22 protein-coding genes are annotated in these 21525 nt (G+C 66.9%); 8 read left to right on the forward strand and 14 right to left on the reverse strand.

Annotation, left to right across the window (positions count from 1 at the left end):
• Nucleotides 1-141 precede the first annotated feature (141 nt).
• From JMF86_RS25775 to JMF86_RS25785, 3 genes are all read left to right on the forward strand, one after another.
• Complete coding sequence (locus JMF86_RS25775) at nt 142-474, forward strand: DUF2322 family protein (protein ID WP_041489425.1); 333 nt, start codon at nt 142-144, stop codon at nt 472-474.
• Nucleotides 475-580: 106 nt separating this feature from the next.
• Nucleotides 581-1450: a PASTA domain-containing protein gene (locus JMF86_RS25780; RefSeq protein ID WP_011548434.1), complete on the forward strand. Its 870-nt coding sequence runs from the start codon at nt 581-583 to the stop codon at nt 1448-1450.
• A gap of 142 nt (nt 1451-1592) precedes the next feature.
• The gene (locus JMF86_RS25785) at nt 1593-2225 is read left to right on the forward strand and encodes a LysE family translocator (RefSeq protein ID WP_011548435.1); all 633 of its coding nucleotides are present in this window, start codon (nt 1593-1595) and stop codon (nt 2223-2225) included.
• A gap of 54 nt (nt 2226-2279) precedes the next feature.
• Here JMF86_RS25785 and JMF86_RS25790 read toward each other — a convergent pair whose 3' ends face one another.
• From JMF86_RS25790 to JMF86_RS25800, 3 genes are all read right to left on the reverse strand, one after another.
• Nucleotides 2280-2960: a YebB family permuted papain-like enzyme gene (locus tag JMF86_RS25790; protein WP_011548436.1), complete on the reverse strand. Its 681-nt coding sequence runs from the start codon at nt 2958-2960 to the stop codon at nt 2280-2282.
• A 148-nt stretch (nt 2961-3108) separates the two neighbouring features.
• The gene (locus tag JMF86_RS25795) at nt 3109-3678 is read right to left on the reverse strand and encodes a hypothetical protein (RefSeq protein WP_011548437.1); all 570 of its coding nucleotides are present in this window, start codon (nt 3676-3678) and stop codon (nt 3109-3111) included.
• Nucleotides 3679-3913: 235 nt separating this feature from the next.
• The gene (locus JMF86_RS25800) at nt 3914-4372 is read right to left on the reverse strand and encodes an Lrp/AsnC family transcriptional regulator (protein WP_006486309.1); all 459 of its coding nucleotides are present in this window, start codon (nt 4370-4372) and stop codon (nt 3914-3916) included.
• Nucleotides 4373-4497: 125 nt separating this feature from the next.
• Between JMF86_RS25800 and JMF86_RS25805 the strand changes: the two genes are divergently transcribed.
• The 3 genes from JMF86_RS25805 to surE all read left to right on the forward strand — a co-directional run bounded on the left by JMF86_RS25805 (nt 4498) and on the right by surE (nt 6504).
• Nucleotides 4498-5232, forward strand: coding sequence for an AzlC family ABC transporter permease (locus JMF86_RS25805; RefSeq protein WP_011548438.1), 735 nt, complete (start codon nt 4498-4500; stop codon nt 5230-5232).
• Nucleotides 5225-5533 (forward strand): AzlD family protein, encoded by a 309-nt coding sequence (locus tag JMF86_RS25810; protein ID WP_011548439.1) that lies wholly within the window; start codon nt 5225-5227, stop codon nt 5531-5533. The genes JMF86_RS25805 and JMF86_RS25810 overlap by 8 nt, the downstream gene beginning before the upstream one ends.
• Nucleotides 5534-5724: 191 nt before the next feature.
• Complete coding sequence (gene surE, locus JMF86_RS25815) at nt 5725-6504, forward strand: 5'/3'-nucleotidase SurE (protein ID WP_011548440.1); 780 nt, start codon at nt 5725-5727, stop codon at nt 6502-6504.
• Between the two features lie 87 nt (nt 6505-6591).
• Here surE and JMF86_RS25820 read toward each other — a convergent pair whose 3' ends face one another.
• The 8 genes from JMF86_RS25820 to JMF86_RS25855 all read right to left on the reverse strand — a co-directional run bounded on the left by JMF86_RS25820 (nt 6592) and on the right by JMF86_RS25855 (nt 16562).
• On the reverse strand, nt 6592-7413 hold the full coding sequence (locus tag JMF86_RS25820) for an SDR family NAD(P)-dependent oxidoreductase (protein WP_011548441.1): 822 nt from the start codon (nt 7411-7413) through the stop codon (nt 6592-6594).
• A 184-nt stretch (nt 7414-7597) separates the two neighbouring features.
• A complete protein-coding gene (locus tag JMF86_RS25825; protein ID WP_011694472.1) occupies nt 7598-8017 on the reverse strand; it encodes a PIN domain-containing protein in 420 nt (139 codons plus the stop codon).
• Entirely contained in the window at nt 8017-8235 is a 219-nt protein-coding gene (locus JMF86_RS25830) for an AbrB/MazE/SpoVT family DNA-binding domain-containing protein (protein ID WP_011548443.1), read from the reverse strand. Before JMF86_RS25830 ends, JMF86_RS25825 begins: the two co-directional genes overlap by 1 nt.
• Before the next feature lie 362 nt (nt 8236-8597).
• On the reverse strand, nt 8598-11258 hold the full coding sequence (locus JMF86_RS25835) for a GH92 family glycosyl hydrolase (protein WP_011548444.1): 2661 nt from the start codon (nt 11256-11258) through the stop codon (nt 8598-8600).
• A gap of 65 nt (nt 11259-11323) precedes the next feature.
• A complete protein-coding gene (locus JMF86_RS25840; protein WP_011548445.1) occupies nt 11324-13783 on the reverse strand; it encodes a GH92 family glycosyl hydrolase in 2460 nt (819 codons plus the stop codon).
• A 331-nt stretch (nt 13784-14114) separates the two neighbouring features.
• A complete protein-coding gene (locus JMF86_RS25845; RefSeq protein ID WP_011548446.1) occupies nt 14115-14495 on the reverse strand; it encodes a hypothetical protein in 381 nt (126 codons plus the stop codon).
• Between the two features lie 254 nt (nt 14496-14749).
• Nucleotides 14750-15217 (reverse strand): cupin domain-containing protein, encoded by a 468-nt coding sequence (locus JMF86_RS25850; RefSeq protein WP_006488377.1) that lies wholly within the window; start codon nt 15215-15217, stop codon nt 14750-14752.
• Between the two features lie 121 nt (nt 15218-15338).
• Nucleotides 15339-16562, reverse strand: coding sequence for a Zn-dependent hydrolase (locus JMF86_RS25855; RefSeq protein WP_011548447.1), 1224 nt, complete (start codon nt 16560-16562; stop codon nt 15339-15341).
• 143 nt (nt 16563-16705) lie between these two features.
• Between JMF86_RS25855 and JMF86_RS25860 the strand changes: the two genes are divergently transcribed.
• Nucleotides 16706-17623: a LysR family transcriptional regulator gene (locus JMF86_RS25860; protein WP_012338845.1), complete on the forward strand. Its 918-nt coding sequence runs from the start codon at nt 16706-16708 to the stop codon at nt 17621-17623.
• Nucleotides 17624-17626: 3 nt separating this feature from the next.
• On the opposite strand, the gene JMF86_RS25865 is transcribed toward JMF86_RS25860, so the two are convergent.
• From JMF86_RS25865 to JMF86_RS25875, 3 genes are all read right to left on the reverse strand, one after another.
• Nucleotides 17627-18979, reverse strand: a complete 1353-nt coding sequence (locus JMF86_RS25865; protein ID WP_011548449.1) for a pyridoxal-dependent decarboxylase — start codon at nt 18977-18979, stop codon at nt 17627-17629.
• 20 nt (nt 18980-18999) lie between these two features.
• Nucleotides 19000-19299: a helix-turn-helix transcriptional regulator gene (locus tag JMF86_RS25870; RefSeq protein ID WP_011548450.1), complete on the reverse strand. Its 300-nt coding sequence runs from the start codon at nt 19297-19299 to the stop codon at nt 19000-19002.
• A gap of 179 nt (nt 19300-19478) precedes the next feature.
• On the reverse strand, nt 19479-20360 hold the full coding sequence (locus tag JMF86_RS25875) for a LysR family transcriptional regulator (RefSeq protein WP_011548451.1): 882 nt from the start codon (nt 20358-20360) through the stop codon (nt 19479-19481).
• Between the two features lie 127 nt (nt 20361-20487).
• On the opposite strand from JMF86_RS25875, the gene JMF86_RS25880 reads away from it, so the two are divergent.
• Nucleotides 20488-21525, forward strand: coding sequence for an aldo/keto reductase (locus JMF86_RS25880; RefSeq protein WP_011548452.1), 1038 nt, complete (start codon nt 20488-20490; stop codon nt 21523-21525).

The following is a 21525-nucleotide window of genomic DNA, read 5'->3' on the forward strand; positions in this document are numbered from 1 at the left end:
CAGCACGCTGCAGCTCGCGGGCGCGGCGCTCGCGTGGCGCACGGCCGGCACCGGCACGCGGGCCGGCGCACCGAGGCCGATCGGATAAGATACGGCCGGCCACGCACCTTGGCCCATGACCGAACCGACGGAGTGTTTTCAGTGATTCAACCGACCGAAGTATTCAAGGACAACCTCGCGCAACTGCCGGCCATCGACGGCATCGCGCGCATCGATCTCGTCGGCGCGAACGGCGACGTGGCCGCGACCATCGAGAACCAGCCGGGCAAGCAGGGCTCGCTCGCGGTGTACCACTATCTGAAGCAGACGTTCGGCACGCTCGACGCGAAAGCGGCCGAGCACGGCCTCGCGGTGTTCGCCGAGCATACGGCCGACGCGCGCAATCGTCCGGGCGCGCACCCGAACGTCGATCGTCTGCTGGCGATCGTGGCCGGCGGCGACGCACTGCGCATCGACGTCGTCGCGAAGGACTGAGTCGGCGGCGACACGCACGCGTGCCGCCAGGCGGCGCGCGCGACCGTGGCGGACCGGCGAAAAAGCGCTTGCCCCGCCCGTCCCACTTTCCCCAGAGACAACCAGCGTGCTTCCTTCCGTTGCCTCACCGCTCAGCCGGCATCTGGCGTCGATCGTTTCGATCGCGGTACTTGCCGGCGCCACGTTCGGCGGCACGGCATCGGCCGAGCCGCTGCGCACGGCCTCCGATATCGCCGGAGCGTCGCTCGTGCCGCTCGGCACGCTGCCGCACTCGCCTGAAAGCGGTTCGCTCGATCCGTTCTGCACGCAATATCGCGCGAAGTCGACCACGGCGGCCGGCCGCGAAGTCGCGAAGCGCGACTGGATCGTGACATCCGAGGCACCGCTCGGGCACTACACGGTCGTGAGCTTCGCGAGCGGATTCAACGCCGGCACGAGCGCGATCTGTTTCGCGCGCAACGGCAACCTCGGCGTATTCGACGGCGCGACGCTCGTCGCGCTCGGCTACACGGCGCGCAAGGCAGGCTGGCAGCTCGGCTCGGTCGATCGTCTGGAAAACGGTGCACTGCTCGTCTGGGGCGGCGACGGCCCCGGAGCGCCCGTCGGCGAGCTGCACGAGGAAAACGGCGGCCTGCGGCTGACCCGCGTAGCCGCCGAAAGCACGCACTGCAGCGGCCGCGCGGTCGTGCCGAACGTATACGGCAAGCCGCTCGACGCGGCCCGCAAGATACTGATCGCGCATGGCTGGCAACCGCTGCGGCCGCGCGAGAAGCCGGACGCGATGGACGGGGCTGCAACGCTCGCGAAGCACGGCATTATCGAAGCCGAAGCGTGCTCGGGCACCGGCGTCGGGTATTGCGCGCTGCGCTACCGGAATGCGGCCGGCGTGCTCGGCGTGACGACGGTGGGCGGCGAGCCGGACCGGCCTTCCGAGAACACCGTGATCGACTATCAGGTTGCCTGTCGCAAGCAGTGAACGGCGTGCAGGCGGCGCATGCGCAATGCATGCGTCATGCGATCCGTGCCGCCAGGCCATCGTCCGTTCGCTCGATTGACCGGCCTCGCGCGCCCTCCTACACTGAGTTCCCTTTTACGCCGCACCAGCAAAAGGGACTGCCATGATCGACCTCTCCACGCTCGCGCTGTTCTCCGGCGCGTGTCTCGCGCTGACCATCACGCCCGGCCCCGACATGTTGCTGATCGCGTCCCGCAGCGTGAGCCAGGGCCGGCGCGCCGGCTTCGCGACGCTCGCGGGCATTCAGGCCGGCACCTACTGCCACGCGCTGGCGGCCGCGTTCGGTCTGTCGCAGCTCTTCGTCGCGGTGCCGCTCGCGTATGACGTCGTGCGCTTCGCCGGCGCCGCGTATCTGCTGTATCTCGCCTGGAAAACGTTCCGTTCGGACGCGACCGCGCTGTCGCCGGTCGCGTCGCAACGTCGCCGCTCGACCGCGACGATCTTCCGCCAGGGGCTGACGACCAACCTGCTGAACCCGAAGATGGCGCTGTTCGTGCTCGCGCTGTTCCCGCAGTTCGTGCGGCCCGAGCAGGGTTCGATCGCCGTGCAGATTCTCGTGCTGGCGACGGTGCTCAACCTGATCGGGCTCGTCGTAAACGGCGCGGTGATTCTGTCCGCGAGCCGGCTGAGCCAGCGGATCGGCGCGCGCCGCCGGCCGTCGAAGGTGCCGCAGTATCTGCTGGGGTCGGTGTTCGTGGGGCTGGCGGCGCGGCTCGCGATGGCGGGACGGCACTGAGGGCAGCCAGCAGCGCGAACGGAACCGTGCGAGCCCCGACGACACACGAGGCCGTCAGCCGTCGCGACCGGTGCCCGAATCACGCGTGTCCATCACCACGCGCAACGAACCGCTATCGAGGATGCTTGCCGGCGTCACCGTGCGGCGGTGCCACGGAATCCGGCCGAAATACCAGATCCTCCAGAAGCCGAGCGGATGATCGGGATTCCGGTGCAGCAGCGTGTCGAAGGTCTCGACGTCGCCGAGCACGATCCGCGTCGCATCGCACACAACCTCGCGCACGAAACGTGAGCAGAACTGCCGGCGCGACGCGAGATTGAAACCCGTGTCGTAGACCACACCGATCCGGCGCATCGCCGCGGCGACGAGTTCGCGACGCTGCGCGGCGTCGAGCGGCTGCCTGAGCCGCGCGATCACGCATGCGCCGCGATCGGAGCGCGCGAGAACCCGCGACATCGTCGTGACGCGCGACAGCGGAAACGTGCTTTCGGCGATCAGCGTCTCGCCGCCGCGCTCGCCGACGACGATGCCGACGTGATTCGTCCATGAACGCGTCGCGCTCGCCACTTCGAGAAACGGCCGCACGGTGACGCGGATGAAGACGATGTCGCCGATTTCCGGTTCGGCCGGCAACGGCTCGGCAAGCGAGTCGGGAGCGCCGGCGGAAAGGAGCCGCCGCCGGCGCGCGCCGGGCGAACGGATCAGAAGCGGCTGGCGGCCCGGGTCGACGACCATACGAACCTCGCGCGAGTGGACATGACGCGAGCATGGCAGGCGCAGCCGCACGCCGCATCCGCTTCATCTGCAAGGGCTGGAATCCGCGCCGCCGGGTGGCGGATTTCGATACTGGCGTGACACGCGAAGCGCCCGAACCCAGCACCCTTCAGCGCGTCGCACCCAGCGCCACGCGCAGCCGCTCCATCAACCGCGTGTAATGCCGCAGCACGTCGTCCTTCGACACGACATTCGCGGTCGAGAAACGCTCGGACCACACCGGCTTCCATTCATACGAACCGTGCACGCTGCGGTCGCCGTCGGGCGCCTGGATCAGCGAGCGGATCCGCGCGTCGCGGCCCGGCCCCGTATGCATCTCGAACAGCGCGTGGATGAACGTGTGATACGCGTCGTACACGTCGTCGTCGAACAGGTAGCGGTAGATGTGGAACGTGCGGTCGAGGTCGCGCTTCGCGCGGATCACGTCGTCCGGCGAGATGTCCTTCCAGTAGCCGATCCACGTGTAGAAGCACAGCAGCGCATTGAGCTGCGGCGCGACCGCGTCGTACAGCGCGAGCCGCTTCTCGATCAGCCGCTGGTTGGTCCACTGCACGAGCTCGAGCCGCTTCAGCCGGCGCGCGACGAGCCAGCCGAGACACGCGACCGACAACGGCGTCAGCACGCCGAGCACGAGCTTGACGATTTCCAGCGAATTCCACGGCGTATTGAATGGCTGCATGTAGGGCTTGACAGGAAAAAACGCATTCGCGTCGACGCGTAACCCGGCGCGCTACGCAGCGCCGCTCGGCCGAGCGCGTCGGCATTGACCGTTAGTTGCTTGCACATCGAACACCGCATGACCGTGCCGGCAATGCAGGCGATGCGACTCACTCCGTCAGTGTATCGGGCGATTGTCACCGTGCAATGCCGCTCATCGTCGACGCATCGTCACGCGCCCCGCGCGTCGCCCCGCTTCAGGTGGGTAGCGCCGACGTGAGCTTGACCTTCTGCATCGGAATGTCGGTCTTCACGCTGAGCACGCCGGGGATGCGCGTCAGGTATTCCATCTGGAAGCGCCGGTAATCGTCGATGTCGGCCGCGACGACGCGCAGCAGGAAATCGCAGTCGCCGGCCATCAGGTGGCATTCGACGACTTCCGGCATCTGCTGGACGGCCTCGGCGAAACGGTTCACCGATTCCGCGTCCTGCCCCTTCAGCCATACGCGGGTGAAGATCGTCAGCCCCTTGCCGACCTTCGCCGGGTTCAGCACGGCCACGTATTTCTCGATCACGCCGGCTTCCTCGAGGAGCCGCACGCGCCGCAGGCACGGCGACGGCGACAGCCCGACCTCGTGCGCGAGTTCCACGTTCTGCATGCGGCCGTCGCGCTGCAGCGCGCTCAGAATCCGGCGGTCGATAGCGTCAAGTTTCATGTGGCATCCGATTCCAAAAAATTCGCGTATCACGCGTTCAATGCCAAATTTTGGGAAAAATCTGGCGACAACGCAACCCGATTCGAGTCAAAAAAGCAGACAATCCCTCCCCCGAAGGAGGAGTGATGAGCAGTAGCGTTTCAACGTCGTCCGGGCTTCGCGACAAGCCCGCCTATGTCGCCGAGATGGGCCGCGGTTTGCGCGCGGCGCTGCCCGTCATGCTGGGTTTCGTGCCGTTCGCGCTGGTGCTGGGCGCGCAGGCCGCGCAGAAAGGGCTGAGCCTGTTCGAAGTGCCGATGATGACGGGCCTGAACTTCGGCGGCGGCTCCGAATTCGCGGCGATCCATCTGTGGACGTCGCCGCCGCACATCGCGCTGATCGTCGCGATGTCGTTTCTCGTGAATTCGCGCCACATCCTGATGGGCGCCGCGTTCGAGCCGTATATCCGCCGCCTGCCGCGCCGCCACGCGTTCGTCGCGCTGTTCTTCATGTGCGACGAGAGCTGGGCGATGTCGCTCGCCGACGCGCGCGAGCGCTCGGCCACGCACATCAGCGTGCCCTATTACGCGGGCATCTGCATCGGGCTCTACCTGACGTGGATCTCGATGACGACGCTCGGCGCGGCGGTCGGCCCGACGATCGGCAACGTCGAACAGTACGGCTTCGACATGGCGTTCACGGCCGTGTTTCTGGTGCTGCTGCGCGGGATGTGGAAAGGGGTGCGCGCGAGCCGTCCGTGGTTCGTGAGCCTCGTCGTCGCGGCGGCTACCCATCTCGCGCTGCCCGGTGCGTGGTACGTCGCGGCCGGCGCCTGCGCGGGGCTGATCTCCGCGCTGCTGTGGGAGCCGCGCGATGCCTGAGCTTCCGGATTTCGGCACCGTCGCGACGATCGTGCTGATGGCGTCGACCACCTACCTGTCGCGCATCCTCGGCTACGTGCTGCTGCGCAACCGCACACTGAGCCCGCGAATGGCGTCGGTGATGGAGAACGTGCCGGGCTGCGTGCTGATCTCGGTGATCGCGCCGGCCTTCGTGTCGACGCGCCCGGCCGACTTGCTCGCGCTCGCGGTCACGCTGCTTGCGGCGACGCGCCTGTCGATTCTGCCGACCGTCATCGTCGGCGTCGCGTCGGCCGGCCTGCTGCGCTACCTGCTCGGCTGAACGGTTCCGGCCCGCCACACCGGCACGCACATTCCACGACACGACGAACGGGCGCACGATGCGCCCGTTTTCGCGTCCGCGCCGACCGGCGCCACGGGCGCGACACGACGATCCTCACGCCGGAGTGCTAGCCTTGTGGCTTGCGCCATGCCGCACTTCCCCGCTCATTGCCTTTCACGAGGATCGTCCCGATGCAAGCAACCCGCCCGCTGTTCGACCGTGTCCTGCTCACCAACGACGACGGATTCGACGCCCCCGGCCTCGACATACTCGAACAGGTCGCCACGCAACTCGCGCGCGAAGTGTGGATCGTGGCGCCGGCCGAAGACCAGAGCGGCACGTCGCATTCGCTGAGCCTGCACGAACCGCTGCGCGTGCATCGCAAGGGCGAGCGCCGCTTCGCGGTGCGCGGCACGCCCGGCGACTGCGTCGCGATCGCGGTCAGCCACCTGATGAAGGGCGCGCGGCCCGACGTCGTGCTGTCCGGCGTGAATCGCGGCGCGAACCTCGGCACCGAAACGGTGTTTTCCGGTACGGTCGGCGCGGCGATGACGAGCATGCTCGTCGGCGTGCCGGCCATCGCGCTGAGCCAGGCCTTCACCGATCGCAACGCGGTGCCGTGGGGTACCGCACTCGCGCATGCGCCGGACGTGATCCGCCGGCTCGTCGCCGCCGGCTGGGACAGCGACGCATGCCTCAACGTGAATTTCCCGCCGCGGCCGGCCGACGACGTACGCGCCCTGAAGGTGACGAACCAGGGCGCCGGCACGCTGCAGGGCGTCGAGATCGTGTCGGGACGCGACCCGCGCGAGATCGACTATCACTGGCTGAAGCTCGCGCGCGCGCCGCGCGACGACGATGCGGGTTCGGAAACGGTCGCGCTGGGCGAAGGGTATATCGCGGTCACGCCGCTGAAGTTCGAGCGCACGCACGATCAGGCGCTCGCACGGCTGCGGTCGAACCTCGGCTGATCGATCGCGCGTTCGAACAAACCCTGCGGCGGCGCATACGATGCGCGCGCCGCCGGTTCACCGCGTCAGCCGTCGCCCGTCACCCCATCAAGTCAGATTCAACCCGCCGTCGAGCATCACGATCTCGCCCGTCACGTAATCGGAGGCGACGAGCATCGCGACCGTCTGCGCGATATCGTCCGGCGTCGCCGCGCGACGCATCGGCGCGCGCTCGCGCCAGAGCTGCTGCGCGTCCGTCCAGTCGGCGGTCAGCGGCGTATCGACGAGCCCCGGCGCGACCGCATTGACGCGAATCGCCGGCGCGAGCGTGCGGGCGAGCAGCCGTGTCGTGTGATTGAGCGCGGCCTTCGCGGCCGCATACGGGATCGATGCGCCCTTCGGGCGCATGCCTGCATGCGAGCTAACGTTCACGACGCACCCGGCCCGCCCGTGCGACGCCGCTTCGCGCAGCGCCGCCTCCGCTTCGGCCACCAGCCGGAACGGCGCGATCACGTTGATTTCATGCATTTCGCGCCACACGTCGGGTGTGGCCGCCGCGAGGTCGTCATGCGGAATCACGCGGCTGACGCCCGCGTTGTTGACGAGCACGTCGAGCCGCCCGTGCACGGCGAGCGCATCGCGGATCAGCCGCACGCGCTCGGCATCGTCGGCGAGATCGGCCTGCACATATGCACCGCCGAGTTCGCGTGCCATCGCCCGCCCGGTGTCGGCCGAGCTGCGCGAATGCAGGATCACCGCGTAGCCGTCGGCCGCGAGACGCCGTGCGACGGCCGCGCCGATTCCCGACGTCGAGCCGGTGACGAGCGCGACCGGCCGGTGCACGCGCGACGCGCGCGGCTCGCCGGCGGCTTCGGTCTCAGGTGTCGTTTCGGCAATCGGGGCAGACATCGGCGGCAGCGGCGCGTCCATGGCGTGGAACCCAGTTAGTGGCGTTCCCGCATCATAGGCGACGATGCAACTGGACACGAATGTGATGGCGACAACGACAAGATCACATCCACGAAGGACCTAAAAGGACGTTCTAGTAGAACCCGTTCTGCCTATTGCGACTCTTAAGCGACGTACGGCCGACATCACCGCAATCCTGCAGGACTCATAGCAACTGCGCTCGCCCCGCACCAAGAATTTCGGCGCCAGGCAACCGTGCAGCACGCTCGTCGAACGTGAGTAGAGGTGCCCGACCAGCTGCACTAGCCTGACCGACGTGCAGGCAGTCTGCGAAATCCCCGCCATGCTCGCGATACATGTGCAGCGCACGTTCAAGCGCACCCTCCGCTTCAAAACTCAGTTCCCGCGTCTCGAGCAGGGCCGTGAGCGCAGTCAGGATCTGCTGGCGGTCGAATTTATAGCGCGATCGCAGAACCCATTCGAGTTCGAGCATCACAGTTACCGGTATGTAGAATGCGTCCGCTTGTCCAGCCGAAGCGGCAAACAGCTCACGGACATGCGCGACTTGGTCAACGTCGTCATTGGTCAACCAACGCACCAGAATATTTGTATCAAGACTGGGCATCAAGCGTCGCCTATCCCCATGGCATCGATTGGCACACTTGTGATCGACGGTAGGGCACCTTGCAAATCAAGCAGGCTGCGGGTTTTGGCGCGCAAAATGACCGTACCGTCATCCAGTGGTGTGAAGACAATCCGCACGCCTGCGGCGAGGCCAAGCGCATGCCGGATGCCGGCCGGCAATGTAAGTTGCCCCTTGCTTGTAAGTGTGGCTTCGAACACGATATCTCCTTACTTTTCAATTAATTGTAAGGCAATTTGCCCATCTTCGCAATAGCGGTAGTGGTGAGCGAGAGGCAAACCGGTCAAAGGGTGAAGCCGCTACTGACCGCTCCACTCGAAACCCAAGTGACGGCGAGTCAGTCAACTTGATACGTCCCCAAACAGCGAAGCCGCATTAGTCGAGCGCAAGCGGCGCGACGGTGTGTCGACACTTGGCGTGCGGCCGGTTGCCGTCACCGTTCCCCGTACAGGTAGCGACCGCGTTGCTCTGCGGCCCGTCTTCTCGCCGGGCTCGGCGTACTGCCGGAATCCGGCAAATGTGCGCCGAAATCAAGGCGACCTTGTTACGGCGTCCCTGCCGACTAGTTGATCAACGCCAGCGCCGGCGCGAGCGCACTGTTCGGATCCTGGCCGTTCCACTGGCCGACCCACGCATCGTTCGGCGTCGAGCCCATCACGAAATCGAGCCTGCCGCCCGCCTTCATCTCGTCATAGGTGATGTATGGCCGATGCAGCGGCGTGCCGTTCAGGCTGACCGACTGCACGTAGCGATTGACCGACGACGGTGCGGCGCCCGACGCCGTATGCGCGGTGATCGTGAAGCGTCGCGCACCGCCGAACTTCAACGCGCCGCCGGCGCTGCTGCCTGATGCCATCGGGATGTCGATCGACACCTCCTCGAACAGCGGCGTGCCGAAATAGAACACGCCGCCCACGGGATTCAGCGAATAGATGCCGAGCGCGGACAGCACGTACCACGCGGACAACTGGCCGCAGTCGTCGTTGCCGGGAATCGCCGCATCGCGCACGCGTCGCGGATCGTTCAGCGCGGCCTTCAGGCTGTCGCCGCTCAGCAATGCACGATCGCCGGCCGTGAGCGTCAGCGAGTACATGTCGTCCATCACCGTGCGCACGCGGTCCTGCGTCTTCGACGGCATGCCGGTGACGTCGTACAGGTACGGCAGGTGGTTCGCCGGTTCGTTGCCCGCGAAGAACTGGCCGCTGCGGCCGGTCAGGTCCGGGAAGCCCTGGTTGTACTGGAAGGTCAGCGGGTTGGCCGGATCGAACGTGCGGTCGAGCTGCGCGATGAACTGGCTTTTGCCGCCGAGCAGCGTGATCAATCCCGGGAAGTCGTGGAAGATGTTCCACGTGTCGACCCACGAATTCGATTCGGAGAAGTCGGTCTTTTCGGCGGCCGTCGGATCGAAGCCCGCGACCCAGTTGCCCTGCGCATCCTTCGGCTGCGAGAATTTCCAGCCGTTGTTCGGCGCCGGGTTGAACACGTTCCGGTAGTTCTGGCTGCGCGTCAGATAAGGCTGGTAGTCGGCCGTGCTCTTGCCGGCCGCCTTGCCGACCGCGGCCGTCGCCCAGTCGTCGAACGCATAATCCTGCGTGGTCGACACCGACGCGTTGTCGCCCGCATAGACGTAGCCGCGCTGGCGATACTGGTCGAAGCCGTGCGCGCTCGCGCGCTGCGTGGTCGTCAACGCGGTCCAGATGTCGTCGATGCCCGCGCTCGTCAGGTGCTTCAGGTACGCATCCGCGATCATCGGAATCGACGGGTGGCCAGCCATCGTGAAGGTTTCCGTTTGCGCGAGCGGCCACACCGGCAGTTCGCCCTTGCCGTTCTGCGCGAACTGCGTCAGCAGCGACTTGACCCAGCCGTCGACGCGCTCGGGCTGCACCAGCGTCATGAGCGGCGCCTCGGCGCGGAACGTGTCCCACAGCGAGAACGTCGACGAATAGTCGAAGCCCGGGTTCGCATGCTTGCTGGTGGTCGGCGGCGACGTCGTGCCGTCGTTCGACGAATCCATGCCGACGTAGCTGCCGTCCGCGTTGTTGTAGACCGTCGGCGCGAGCATCGTGCGGTACAGCGACGTGTAGAACATCGTCCGCTGGTCGGCGCTGCCGCCCTTGATCCGGACCCGATCGAGCGCGGCGCTCCACGCGCGCTCCGCCGCGCCGCGCACCTGGTCGAACGACTTCGCGCCGACTTCCGACGCGAGATTGGCCTGCGCATCCGTGATGCTCGACGGCGAGATGCCGACCTTCACCGCGACCGCGCCGCCGTCGCCGCCGTCGGCGAACGTCAGGTACGCCTTGAAGCCGTCCGCGCTGAACGCGACGTGCTGCGTATCGAACGGCTTCGAGAACCGCGCGACGAAATACGTCGGCTTGTTGTTCGCCCAGTTGTTGGTGAACTGCCAGCCGGCGATCGTCCGCGCGTCGACGACCTGGATCTTGCCGCTCGCGGTCGAGCCACCGATCGGGTTGTCGATGCTCACGATCATGCTGCGTTTCTGCGTCGCCGCGCTCGGGAAGTACGTGTAGCGATGCACGCCCGCGTGCGTGGTCGCCGTCATTTCCGCGAGAATCTTCGCGCCCTGCACGTTCCACGGCGTGTTGCCGCTGCCGACCGGCGCCAGCTTCACGCGGTAGTAGCCGGGGCTCGCGGTTTCGTCGTCGTGGCTGAACGACGCGTCGTAGGTGATCGATGCATCGGCGGCAACCTTGGCCAGCGTCGCGGTATCGACCGGCGCGAGCGTCGGCAGGAACCGCACTTCACCGCCCGAGCCGATGCCGGTTCCCGACAGATGCGTATGCGTGAAACCGGTAATGAACGGATCGTCGTACTGGTAGCCCGACGTGCGATCCCAGTTCCACGGCAGCGTATGCGCGCCGCCGGTCGTGTCCGGCCCGAGCTGCACCATGCTGAACGGCACGGTCGCGCCCGGATACACGTGGCCGTGGCCGCGCACGCCGCTGCTCCAGTCCGCGTTGATGTCGAGGTTGGCCGTGCCGATCATCGGATCGACGCTGCGCAGCACCGATCGCTTGTGCGCGCCGCCGTTTTCCCCCTGATCGTTCTGATCGCCCTGGTCGTTCTGGTTGCCTTGATCTTTCTGGTTGCCCGGTGCGTTCGACATCTGCGCGAGCACGCTCGCATCTGTCGCCCCCTGATCGCCCCCGCACCCCGACAACACGGCAAGGCACCCGATACCCACCACGTGACGTAGCTTCATCCGTTCGTCCCTCCCTCTCTCCGCGTCGATCCTGTCGGCAAGAACCGCTCTTCGATCCTCCCGCCCTACTGCGCGCCCGCCGCCCGCGGGAACGACGGCATCGCAGATGCATCGGCGCCCCACGTCGCGGCGCTCGCATCCGCCGTCATCGCGTACGTAAGCTTCCCGCCCTTCGCGATGTGCTCGAGCGGCAGCCACGCGGCGGGCCACGACGTGCCGTTCAGCTTCAGCGACTTCACGTAGAACGACGCGCCGTCGCCCGAACCCGCGCCCGGCGCGGCGATGTGCAGCAGGCGGTAGCTGCCGTCCTGCTGCCCGACGCGCACCGTGATCGCCTCGAACTGCGGGCTCGACAGCGCAACGCCGCTCACGCCCGGCACGACCGGGTAGAGACCGAGCGCGGCCCACACGTACCAGCCGGACAGTGCGCCGAGATCGTCGTTGCCGGGCAGCCCCGCCGCGCCGGGGCCAAACGCGTTGGCGAGCGAAGCGTGCAGCACGCGCTGCGTATGCGACGGCGCGCCGGCCCACGCGTAGACCCACGGCACGGCCATCGTCACTTCGTTGCCGACGTAGAAATACGGCTGCTCGGTGCCGATGTTCAGGTGAGTGAAGAACGTGTCGAGCCGCTTGACGACCGGCGTGGCGCCGCCCGCCTGCGCGATCACGCCGGCGAGATCGTGCGGCACGTACCACGTGTATTGCTCGGCATTGCCTTCCATAAAGCCCGACCCGTCGGTGATCCACGCGCCGGCCGACGTCTTGGGCCGGATCGCGCCGCGATCGAACAGGTGTTGCCAGTTGCCGCTCGACTTCAGCAGCGCGCCGGCCGTCGCCGTGTCGCCAAGCGCCGTCGCGAAGCGCGACACCGCGAAATCGCGCAGGGCGTATTCGAGCGTGTTCGACGCGGTCTGGTTGTCGCCGCTGCCCGATGCGGGCACGTAGCCGAGCCGGTCGTAGTCCGCGCGGCTGCCCATCACCGGCGTGCCCGCGCACGCGGCGCCCGGCGCGGTGCTGGCCTTCATGATCGACAGCGCGGCCTGCGTATCGAAGTGCGTCGCGCCGAACGCATACGCGTTCGCCGTGATGATCGAGCCCGCATCGCCGGGCATCACGGCCGTCTCCGTATTGAAGTACGCCCAGCGCGGGAACGCGCCGCAGGCCTTCGCATCAAGCACGAGCGACTGCACGATGTCGCTGGTGCGCACCGGATCGAGCAGCGCCTGCAACTGGATAAACGAACGGTCGATGTCCCATCCGGAGAAATTCGCGTACATCGTGCGGCCGTTTTCGACCTGACGCGTCGGCGCGGTCGATGCGCCGTTCGACGCGTAGAAATCCGGATACTGGCCGTTCACGTCGTTGAACACGTTCGGATGCAGCGACGCGTGATACAGCGCGGTATAGAACTTGGTCTTGTCGGCATCGCTGCCGCCCGCGACCTGGATCGCGTTCAGGCGGGCGTTCCATGCGGCGCTCGCCGCGCGGCGCACCTTGTCGAAACGCCAGTTCCGTTCGCCTTGCGCATCCGTTTCCGGATTCTCCGCACGCAGGTTCGCCTTCGCGTTCGCTTCGCTGACGAACGAGATGCCGAGCTTCATCATCACGTCCGGATGCTTGCTGTCGACGTTGAACGTCAGCGTGACGGGGCGGTTGTTCGACAGCGCAGGCTTGGCCGCGAACGGCTGGCTGAATTCCGCGTAGTAGTAGACGGGCACCGCATGTCCGGCCCAGCAAAATCCGCCGCCCGCGATCGTGCCCGACAGCGCGCGGTCGCCGACCTGGCTGACCGTGTCGCTCGTCGTGCCTTGGGCGCGGTTGTTCAGCACGGTCGGATCGATCGCGATCGTCGCCTGCTGGCCCTGCGCGAGCGCCGGGTACGTGAAGCGCGCGAAGCCGGTGCGCAACGTCGCCGTCAGCTCGGCCTTGATGCCGTTGCCGAGCGTGACGCCGTAATAGCCGGCCTGCGCGGTTTCGTTCGTGTGATCGAACGTGGCCGGCGTGCCGGCGTCGCCGGGCGCGAGCTGCGGCATCACGTTCAGGTAGCCGCCGTTCGCCCAGCAGCCGGTACCACTCAGATGCAGGATGCTGAATGCGTTGATCGACGCGTCGCCGTACCAGTAGCCGCCGGAGAAACCGGAGCCGTCGCCCTTGCGCCCGTCGTATTGCGCGGTGGGCGTCATCGGGCTCCACTGCATCATCCCGAACGGCACCGTCGGCCCGGGGAACGTGCCGCCGCCGAGACCCGAGCCGACCGGGTCGGCCGGCTGGTCGGTCGCGTAGTCGGTGCCGATCAGCGGGTTGACGTATTGGACGACGCGGACGTCGGCGTTTTTCCTTGCCGCTTCGCTGCCGTTGCCGCTTTCGTTATCGTTGCCGCCGTTGCCGTTCTCATTGCCCTGCGACTGCGCGGACGTCGACATGTTCGCTGCCACGGCCGACGGCGAATCGCCATCTCCGCCGCAGGAAGCCACGGCCACGCACAGCGCCAGCAGCGCCGTTCCCAACCCCCAGTTCCTCGACATCGCCTGTCTCCGTTTCGTTCTTGAATCAAGCCGTTTGTTCGAACTACTGAGCTTTCTATCAGGACTCTTTTCGTGACTTTTCGCGCACCCGCGCAATCGGTCGAAAATGCCGGGCGCGTATTTATTTCCGCATTCTGGTATCCGAAAAAGATGCACCGACCTATCGAAATACCGGTACTCAGAAACGGACAATGGGCACCAGCGTGCCCAAATAAACGCGTTTTCTCTACCCCGTGTTTTTACGAATTTTTATTTTGTTTATCTAAACAAAAAGCGATTGATTCGATTTTTATACGGAATCCGTCGTCGCCCCCACTCGCGAGGAGCAAATTCATCGTTCGGATCGCTGCCAACGATGCATGAGCCAGAACACGAAGCCCGCCAGTGCCCCGAGGCCCACGAACGCCATGAACCCGAGAACGACCGCCACACCGGCCTTGAAAACATCGTCATCCCAGATCGCGGTGCAAATCAAATAAGTGGCAATCCAGGTCAACAACCCCGTGATGCTGCCACACAGGCACGATGAAATCATCGAAACGCGCCAGTATTTCGTGACCAGCAGATATTGTGGAATGGCAAACGCTGCCGTGCCCAGGTAGGCGATTGGGATGGAGTATTTGAGCGACCCGGGATCATCGGCCCAATACGACCACACCAGACCGGGCACAAGGGCCGAAAGGGCAAAAGCAAGAAAAGGTATCTGACGCATCGATATAGGCAGCAGCCGACGGCAACCATTCCATTGAAATCAAGAGCATTCGGCGCACGAATCGCGCATCTCGCGCGGCCACGTTTACGACCTTCGTGGCTTCGCGATGCATACGCCGGCGACGGGTATCGTCTCACTCGTCCGAGATCGGGACATTCACCGAGTATTCGATGTGCACGCACTATCTGTCCGCGGTAATTCCCGCGCGCACTTTGTACGAACAGCTTGCTCGGAAAATGACGTGCAACCGGCCGTCACGGCTGTTTCGGCAGCTCGACATACTCCTCGAGCTCGCCCGCGATATAAAGCCGCTTGCCGATGCGCGGGTATTCGCACACGTCGTGCTCGAGCCGCTGGCCGCCGACGAGCAGTTCCAGCGGCGCATCGCCAGTGTTCTGCACCGTATGCGCGTCGCCGCCGCGCGGAAAGCCGATGAAATCGCCGGGGCCGATTTCACTGGCGTGCTCGCCGATCGTCACCGCGCCGGTGCCGGACAGCACGTACACGAATTCCTCTTCGTACAGGTGGCGGTGATATTCGGCCGATTCGTGGCCGGGCATCAGCGTGAGCAGGTGCACGCCGAATTGCGTCAGCCCGGTCAGGTCGCTGAGCGGTCGCTTGAGACGAACGGCATTGGGATTGAGCGAATGCACCGCGCGCGTCGGTTCCATCTTCGCGATATCGGCGGCCTTCAGCAGTTCCCGGGGAAAGGGAGTCGACATGGGGATCTCGCAAGCGTGAATGCTTCGGTTGAACGCACGGCGCCGGCGCGGCGCGCGCAGCAGCCATTGTCCGACATTTTCACGCTGGCAAGGGCGCGCCGAACCGCACCCGGCGACGCAGTCAACGCGCGCAATCGGCCAGCAGGTTCGCCAGCACCGCCGCGCCTTGCGCGAGGTGTACCGGATCGGCATCTTCCGCTTCGTTGTGGCTGAGCCCGGCCTTGCACGGCACGAACACCATCGCGGACGGCGCGACGTATGACAGGTTCACCGCGTCGTGCCCCGCGCCGCTGCACATCTCCAGGTATGGATAGCCGGCGGCGGCCGTCGCCTGCCGCACGCGCACGACGCAGTCCGCATCGAACACCACCGGCGCGTATTCGGCGATCGTCTGCACCTGCACGCACGTGCCACGCAGCGCGGTGCGCTCCATGCAGATTGCCTCGATATCGGCGACGAGTTGCTGCAACGCCGGCCGCGACGGGTGGCGCACGTCGACGCTGAAGCGCACCTTGCCCGGTATCGTGCTCGGTGAATTCGGCTCGCACGCGACATGGCCGACGGTCACGCGCGCGTCGGCATCGAACGCATGGCCGTGCTCGACGATCGCGGCGATCATCGCGGCCGCCACGCCCATCGCGTCGCGGCGCACGCTCATCGGCGTCGTGCCCGCATGCGACTCGAAGCCGGTAACCGTGACGTCGAGCTCGTAGATGCCCTGCACCCCCGTCACGACGCCGATCGGCAAGCCGGCCTGCTCCAGCACCGGCCCCTGCTCGATATGCGCTTCGAAATACGCTTTCGGCATCTGTCGCTCGCGCGCGGGGCCGGCGAAACCGGTGCGCTCGAGTTCGTCGCGCAGCAGCACGCCCGTCTGCATGCACGGGCGCGCCAGTGCATAGTCGAGATCGAGCGCGCCCGCATAGACGGCCGAGCCCATCATGCCCGGCGTGAAGCGCGAGCCCTCCTCATTGGTCCACGCGACGACGTCGATCGGGTGCCGCGTCGCGATGCCGTGCTCGTTCAGCGTGCGGATCGCCTCGAGGCCCGCGAGCACGCCATAGACGCCGTCGAAGCGGCCGCCGAGCGGCTGGGTGTCGAGATGGCTGCCGCACATCACGGCCGGCAAGCCGGGCTGCGTGCCGGGCCGGCGCGCGAACACGTTGCCGATCGGATCGATGCGGATCTCGCAGCCCGCGGCCTCGCACCAGGCGATGAAGCGGCGCCGGCCTTGCGCATCGTCGTCACTCAGCGCGAGCCGGCAACTGCCGCCGTGCGCGGTCGCGCCGATCGTCGCCATCTCCATGAGCGAATCCCACAGTCTCTGCTGGTTCACGCGCATCATCGTCGCCGCTCCTGAAAAGCACCGAGCATATACACTCGACCCAATAAGAAAAATCCAAGATTTCGTTGTTGATGATAATTTTTACTTGTCACTCGGCGTTCCGCCCGGCCCCCGTGCCTTCTTTCTCACTGGATCGATCGCCCATGAAGCTCAAGCAACTCGATGCGTTTCTCGCGGTCGCCGAGCATCGCACCATTCGCGGTGCGGCGCGTGCGCTCGGCGTCACGCAGCCGGCCGTCAGCGGCATCGTGCGCGAGCTCGAACACGAGCTGGGCGTGCCGCTCGTCGTGCGCAGCGTCAAGGGGATCGCGCTGACCGATTACGGCAGCGCATTCGCGATTCGCGCGCGGCTGATCGTCGAGGAGATCCAGCGCACGCGCGACGAGATCGAGCAGTTGCGGCTGGGCACGACCGGCTCGGTATCGATCGCGGTCAGCCCGACCGTCGCGTTGACGATCCTGCCGCGCGCGTTCGCGGCCTTCACGCGCGACCTGCCCGGCGCGACGCTGAACGTCGACGATGCACTGACCGCGACGGACCTCGCGCGGCTGCGCGACGGCTCGCTCGACTTCATCGTCACGCACCAACTGTCGAACGCGCTGCCGGACCCGGACGAATTCGCGAGCATTCCATTGTTCCGCACGGCGTTCGCGGTCGTCGCGCGAAGCCGGCATCGGCTCGCGCGGGCCCGCTCGTTGCGCGAGCTCGTCGATGCGCACTGGTGCGTGCCGCGCTACGGCGAAGGCGGCGACGACCTGATCCGCTCGATCTTCATGCCATTCGGCCTCGACGTGCCGAAACGCGTGGTGCACTGCCCGTCGTTTGCCGCGACGCTCGGGCTCGTGTCGCAGACGGATGCGCTCGGCGTGTTCGCGCGGCCGCTCGCCGAGGTCGAACGCCAGTCGCGCGGGATCGTCGCGTTGAATCTCGCCGAGCCGATGCCGGCGCTGACAGTCGCGATCGTGATGCGGCGGCATGCGTTGCTGACGCCGGCCGCGCTCCACTTCATCGAGTGCCTGAAAGGTGCGTCTGCAACCGTGTCGGCCGCGGACGACGCGTGACGCTCAACCCACGTGCACGCCGCGCAGCTTCGTCAGCAACGCAACGAGACGATCGATGTGCACGTCCTCGGTGCGCCACGACGACACGCTGATCCGGAACGCCGGCCGCCCCTGCCACACGGTCGCGCCGAACCACACGTCGCCCGACGCCTGCGCGGCTTCGAGGATCGCCGCCGTTTCCTCGTCGGTGCCGGCGCGCACGAGCACCTGGTTCAGCACGACGCGGTTCAGCACGTCGTAGCCGGCCGCCCGCAGGCCGTCGGCGACCCGCGCCGCCTGCGCGCAATGCCGCTCGATCATCGTCGCGACGCCGGCGCGGCCGAGCGAGCGCAATGCGGCCCACACGGGAATGCCGCGCGCGCGGCGTGAGAATTCGAGGTTCAGGTTCTTCTGCGCATCGTGCGCGCCGCTCAGATAGACGGCGTCGCTGTTCATCGCGGTGGCGAGCGCGGCCGCGTCGCGACAGATCACCATCGCGCCGTCGTACGGCGTGTTGAGCCATTTGTGACCGTCGGTCGTCCAGCTGTCCGCGCCGTCGATGCCGTCCGTCAGCGCGCGCTTCGACGACGCGCGCGCCCACAGGCCGAATGCGCCGTCGACGTGCACCCACGCGCCGGCCGCCTTCGCGGGCGGAATCAACGCCGCGAACGGATCGAATTCGCCGGTGTTCACTTCGCCCGCCTGCACGCAGAAAATGGTCATGTCGTCGAGCGGCGGCAACTGCGCCGGGTCGATCCGGCCGTGCGTATCGACCGGCGCGACGACGATGCGCTTCATCCCGAAGCCGAGCACGCGCAGCGCCTTCTTCACCGTGATGTGCGCGAGCGCGGAGATCACGACTTTCACTTCCGGCGCGCCGATCAACCCGTCCTCGTCGATATCCCAGCCCTTGCGCGCGAGCAGCGCGCGCCGCGCGGCCACCAGTGCGACGAGCGTGCAGGCCGTCGCGCTCGTGCCGAAGCCGACCGCACTGCCTTCGGGCAACCCGAGCGCATCGACGACCCAGCGCGCGGCCTGGCGCTCGAGCGTCGCGGCCACCGGCGAATTCGCATACGACGACGCGCACTGGTCCCACGCGAGCATCAGCCGCTCGGCAGCCGCCGCAGCCGGCAGCGTCGCGCCGATCACGAAGCCGAAGTAGTTCGGGCCGTTCGATGCGACCGTCGCGGGCGCGCCGTGCTCGTCGAGCAGGCGCAGCACGTCGTCGGCTGGGCGGCCTGCATCGGGCAGCGGCTCGTCGAACGCAGCGAGGCCGGCGAGTGCGGCCGCGTCGGGAAACGCGCGCCGCTCGTTCGTTGCAGCCAGATACGCGTGCGCGCGCCGGTCGGCGTCGGCCAGCAAGGAAAGTTCGTCCATGTCGGTTGCCTCGGTCAGGGTCAGAGTTGCGAGAGATCGCGGCCGAGCCGCTGCAGCGCGCCGTCGATCCGCTTGTAGTACGTGAACTTGCCGACGCGGGTCGCCCGCACGAGCCCGGCATCCGCAAGGATGCGCATGTGGCGCGTGGTCGTGGCCGGCGCGATGCCGAGCTTCTCGGTGATGTACGTGCAGCACACGCCGAGCTCGTCGACGTCGCCATGCGGCTGCGGCGGGAAATGCTTGCGCGGTTGCCTGAGCCAGCGCATCACGGCCAGACGGCTTTCGTTGGCCAGCGCGCTGAGGCGGGTGACGTCGTCCATGGGGGTGCGGATTCGTTTAACGTTTTGAATATTAGCTAAATGACGAAACGTGGGCAAATGGTTTGAAGAACGATTTTCGGGCGTGATGTCGTTCGTCGGTATGCACCTTCGGTATTCGCTGCGATCACGGCTGAATCGCCGTCGCAACGTCTCGCAGGCCGCGCGCGGGCAACGTGCTGCTACGCCAGCGCCTGCGCCAGCCGGTCGATCAACGCCCGCACGCGCCGCGGCTGCGCGACGCTGCCCGGATAGACGATCTGCAGATCGACTTCACCCGGCGAGAAGTCGCGAAGGATCTCGACGAGTGCGCCCGACGCCAGATCCCGCTCGACGTCGACCAGCGACTTCAGCGCGATGCCGTGCCCCGCGATGCACCACGCGCGCACGAGCGCGCCGTCGTTGGCGACGCGCCGGCCGCGCACCACCACGCGCTTCAGGACGCCGTCGATGCTGAACGGCCATTCGGCGTACAGCTCCTGGCCGAAGCGCATCACGATGCAGTCGTGCGCGGCGAGTTCGTCCGGGTGCATTGGCGCGCCATGTGCGGCGAGATACGCGGGCGACGCGCATACCACGCGCCGCGCACGGCCGAGCGAACGGCTGCGCAACGAACTGTCCGCCAGCGTGCCGCGGCGGATCGCGAAATCGAGCCCCTGCCCGACGAGGTCGACATACCCGTCGCCGAGATGCAGGTCGACCGTCACGCCCGGATGGTCGGCCAGGAATGCGTCGACGACGGGCACGACGCGCTCGCGCCCGAGATCGGCCGGCGCACTGAGCCGTACCGGCCCCGACAGCGTCTGCACGCCCAGCCGCACCCGGCTTTCGAGCTCGTCGGCCTCGGCCAGCAGGCGTCGCGCGCCGTCCACCAGCGTGCGGCCCTCGTCGGTCAGGCTGATCGCGCGCGTCGTGCGCGTAAGCAGCGCCGCGCCGTAGTGACGCTCGAGCGCCGTCAGCCGCTCCGACACCGTGGCCGGCGACAGACCGACCTCGCGACCCGCCGCGGCCAGCCCGCCCTTCTCCACGATGCGCAGGAACAGCGCGAGGTTGTCGAGCAGCATTGTTCGCCCCTTCCGAAGGATATTTTCGCCGTCTCCTGGATTATCCGGGAATGGCGCAAACGGTACATTGATCGCCTGACGATCGATCCGCGGCCACGCCGCGCCCATACGACGAAAGGAAACGCACATGGAATACCGTACGCTCGGCCGCTCCGGCCTTCAGGTCCCCGCCCTGAGCTTCGGCGCCGGCACCTTCGGCGGCACCGGCCCGCTGTTCAGTGCATGGGGCAATACCGGCGTCGACGAAGCGCGCCGCCTGATCGACATCTGTCTCGAAGCCGGCGTTAACCTGTTCGACACGGCCGACGTGTATTCCGACGGCGCGTCCGAGCGCGTGCTCGGCGCCGCGCTCAAGGGGCGCCGCGACCAGGTGCTGATCTCGACCAAGACGGGCCTGCCCACCGGCGACGGCCCGAATGAGGCGGGCACGTCGCGCGCACGGCTGGTGCGCGCCGTCGACGACGCGCTGCGCCGCCTCGACACCGACTACATCGACCTGCTGCAACTGCATGCGTTCGACGCCGGCACGCCGGTCGAGGAAGTGATGTCGACGCTCGACGATCTCGTGCGCGCGGGCAAGCTGCGCTACATCGGCGTGTCGAATTTCGCCGGCTGGCAGATCATGAAGTCGCTCGCGGCGGCCGACCGGCATGGCTGGTCGCGCTACGTGGCGAACCAGGTGTACTACTCGCTCGTCGGCCGCGACTACGAATGGGACCTGATGCCGCTCGGCGCGGACCAGGGCCTCGGCGCGCTGGTGTGGAGCCCGCTCGGCTGGGGCCGGCTCACCGGCAAGATCCGGCGCAATGCGCCGCTGCCCGAAGGCAGCCGGCTGCATGAAACGGCCAGCTACGGGCCGCCGGTCGACGACGCGCGCCTGTACGACGTGGTCGATGCGCTCGATGCGATCGCGGAGGAAACCGGCAAGACGGTGCCGCAGATCGCATTGAACTGGCTGCTGCAGCGGCCGACCGTGTCGTCGGTGATCGTCGGCGCGCGCAACGAGGAACAGTTGCGGCAGAACCTCGGCGCGGTCGGCTGGACGCTGACCGATGCGCAGGTCGCGAAGCTGGACGCGGCGAGTGCGGTCGAAGCGCCGTATCCGTACTTTCCGTATCGCCGGCAGGCGGTGTTCGCGCGGCTCAATCCGCCGATGCGCGGGTAA

Origin of the sequence: Burkholderia sp. E168m15 (assembly GCF_016586105.1) — a bacterium.
GTDB lineage: Bacteria > Pseudomonadota > Gammaproteobacteria > Burkholderiales > Burkholderiaceae > Burkholderia > Burkholderia orbicola.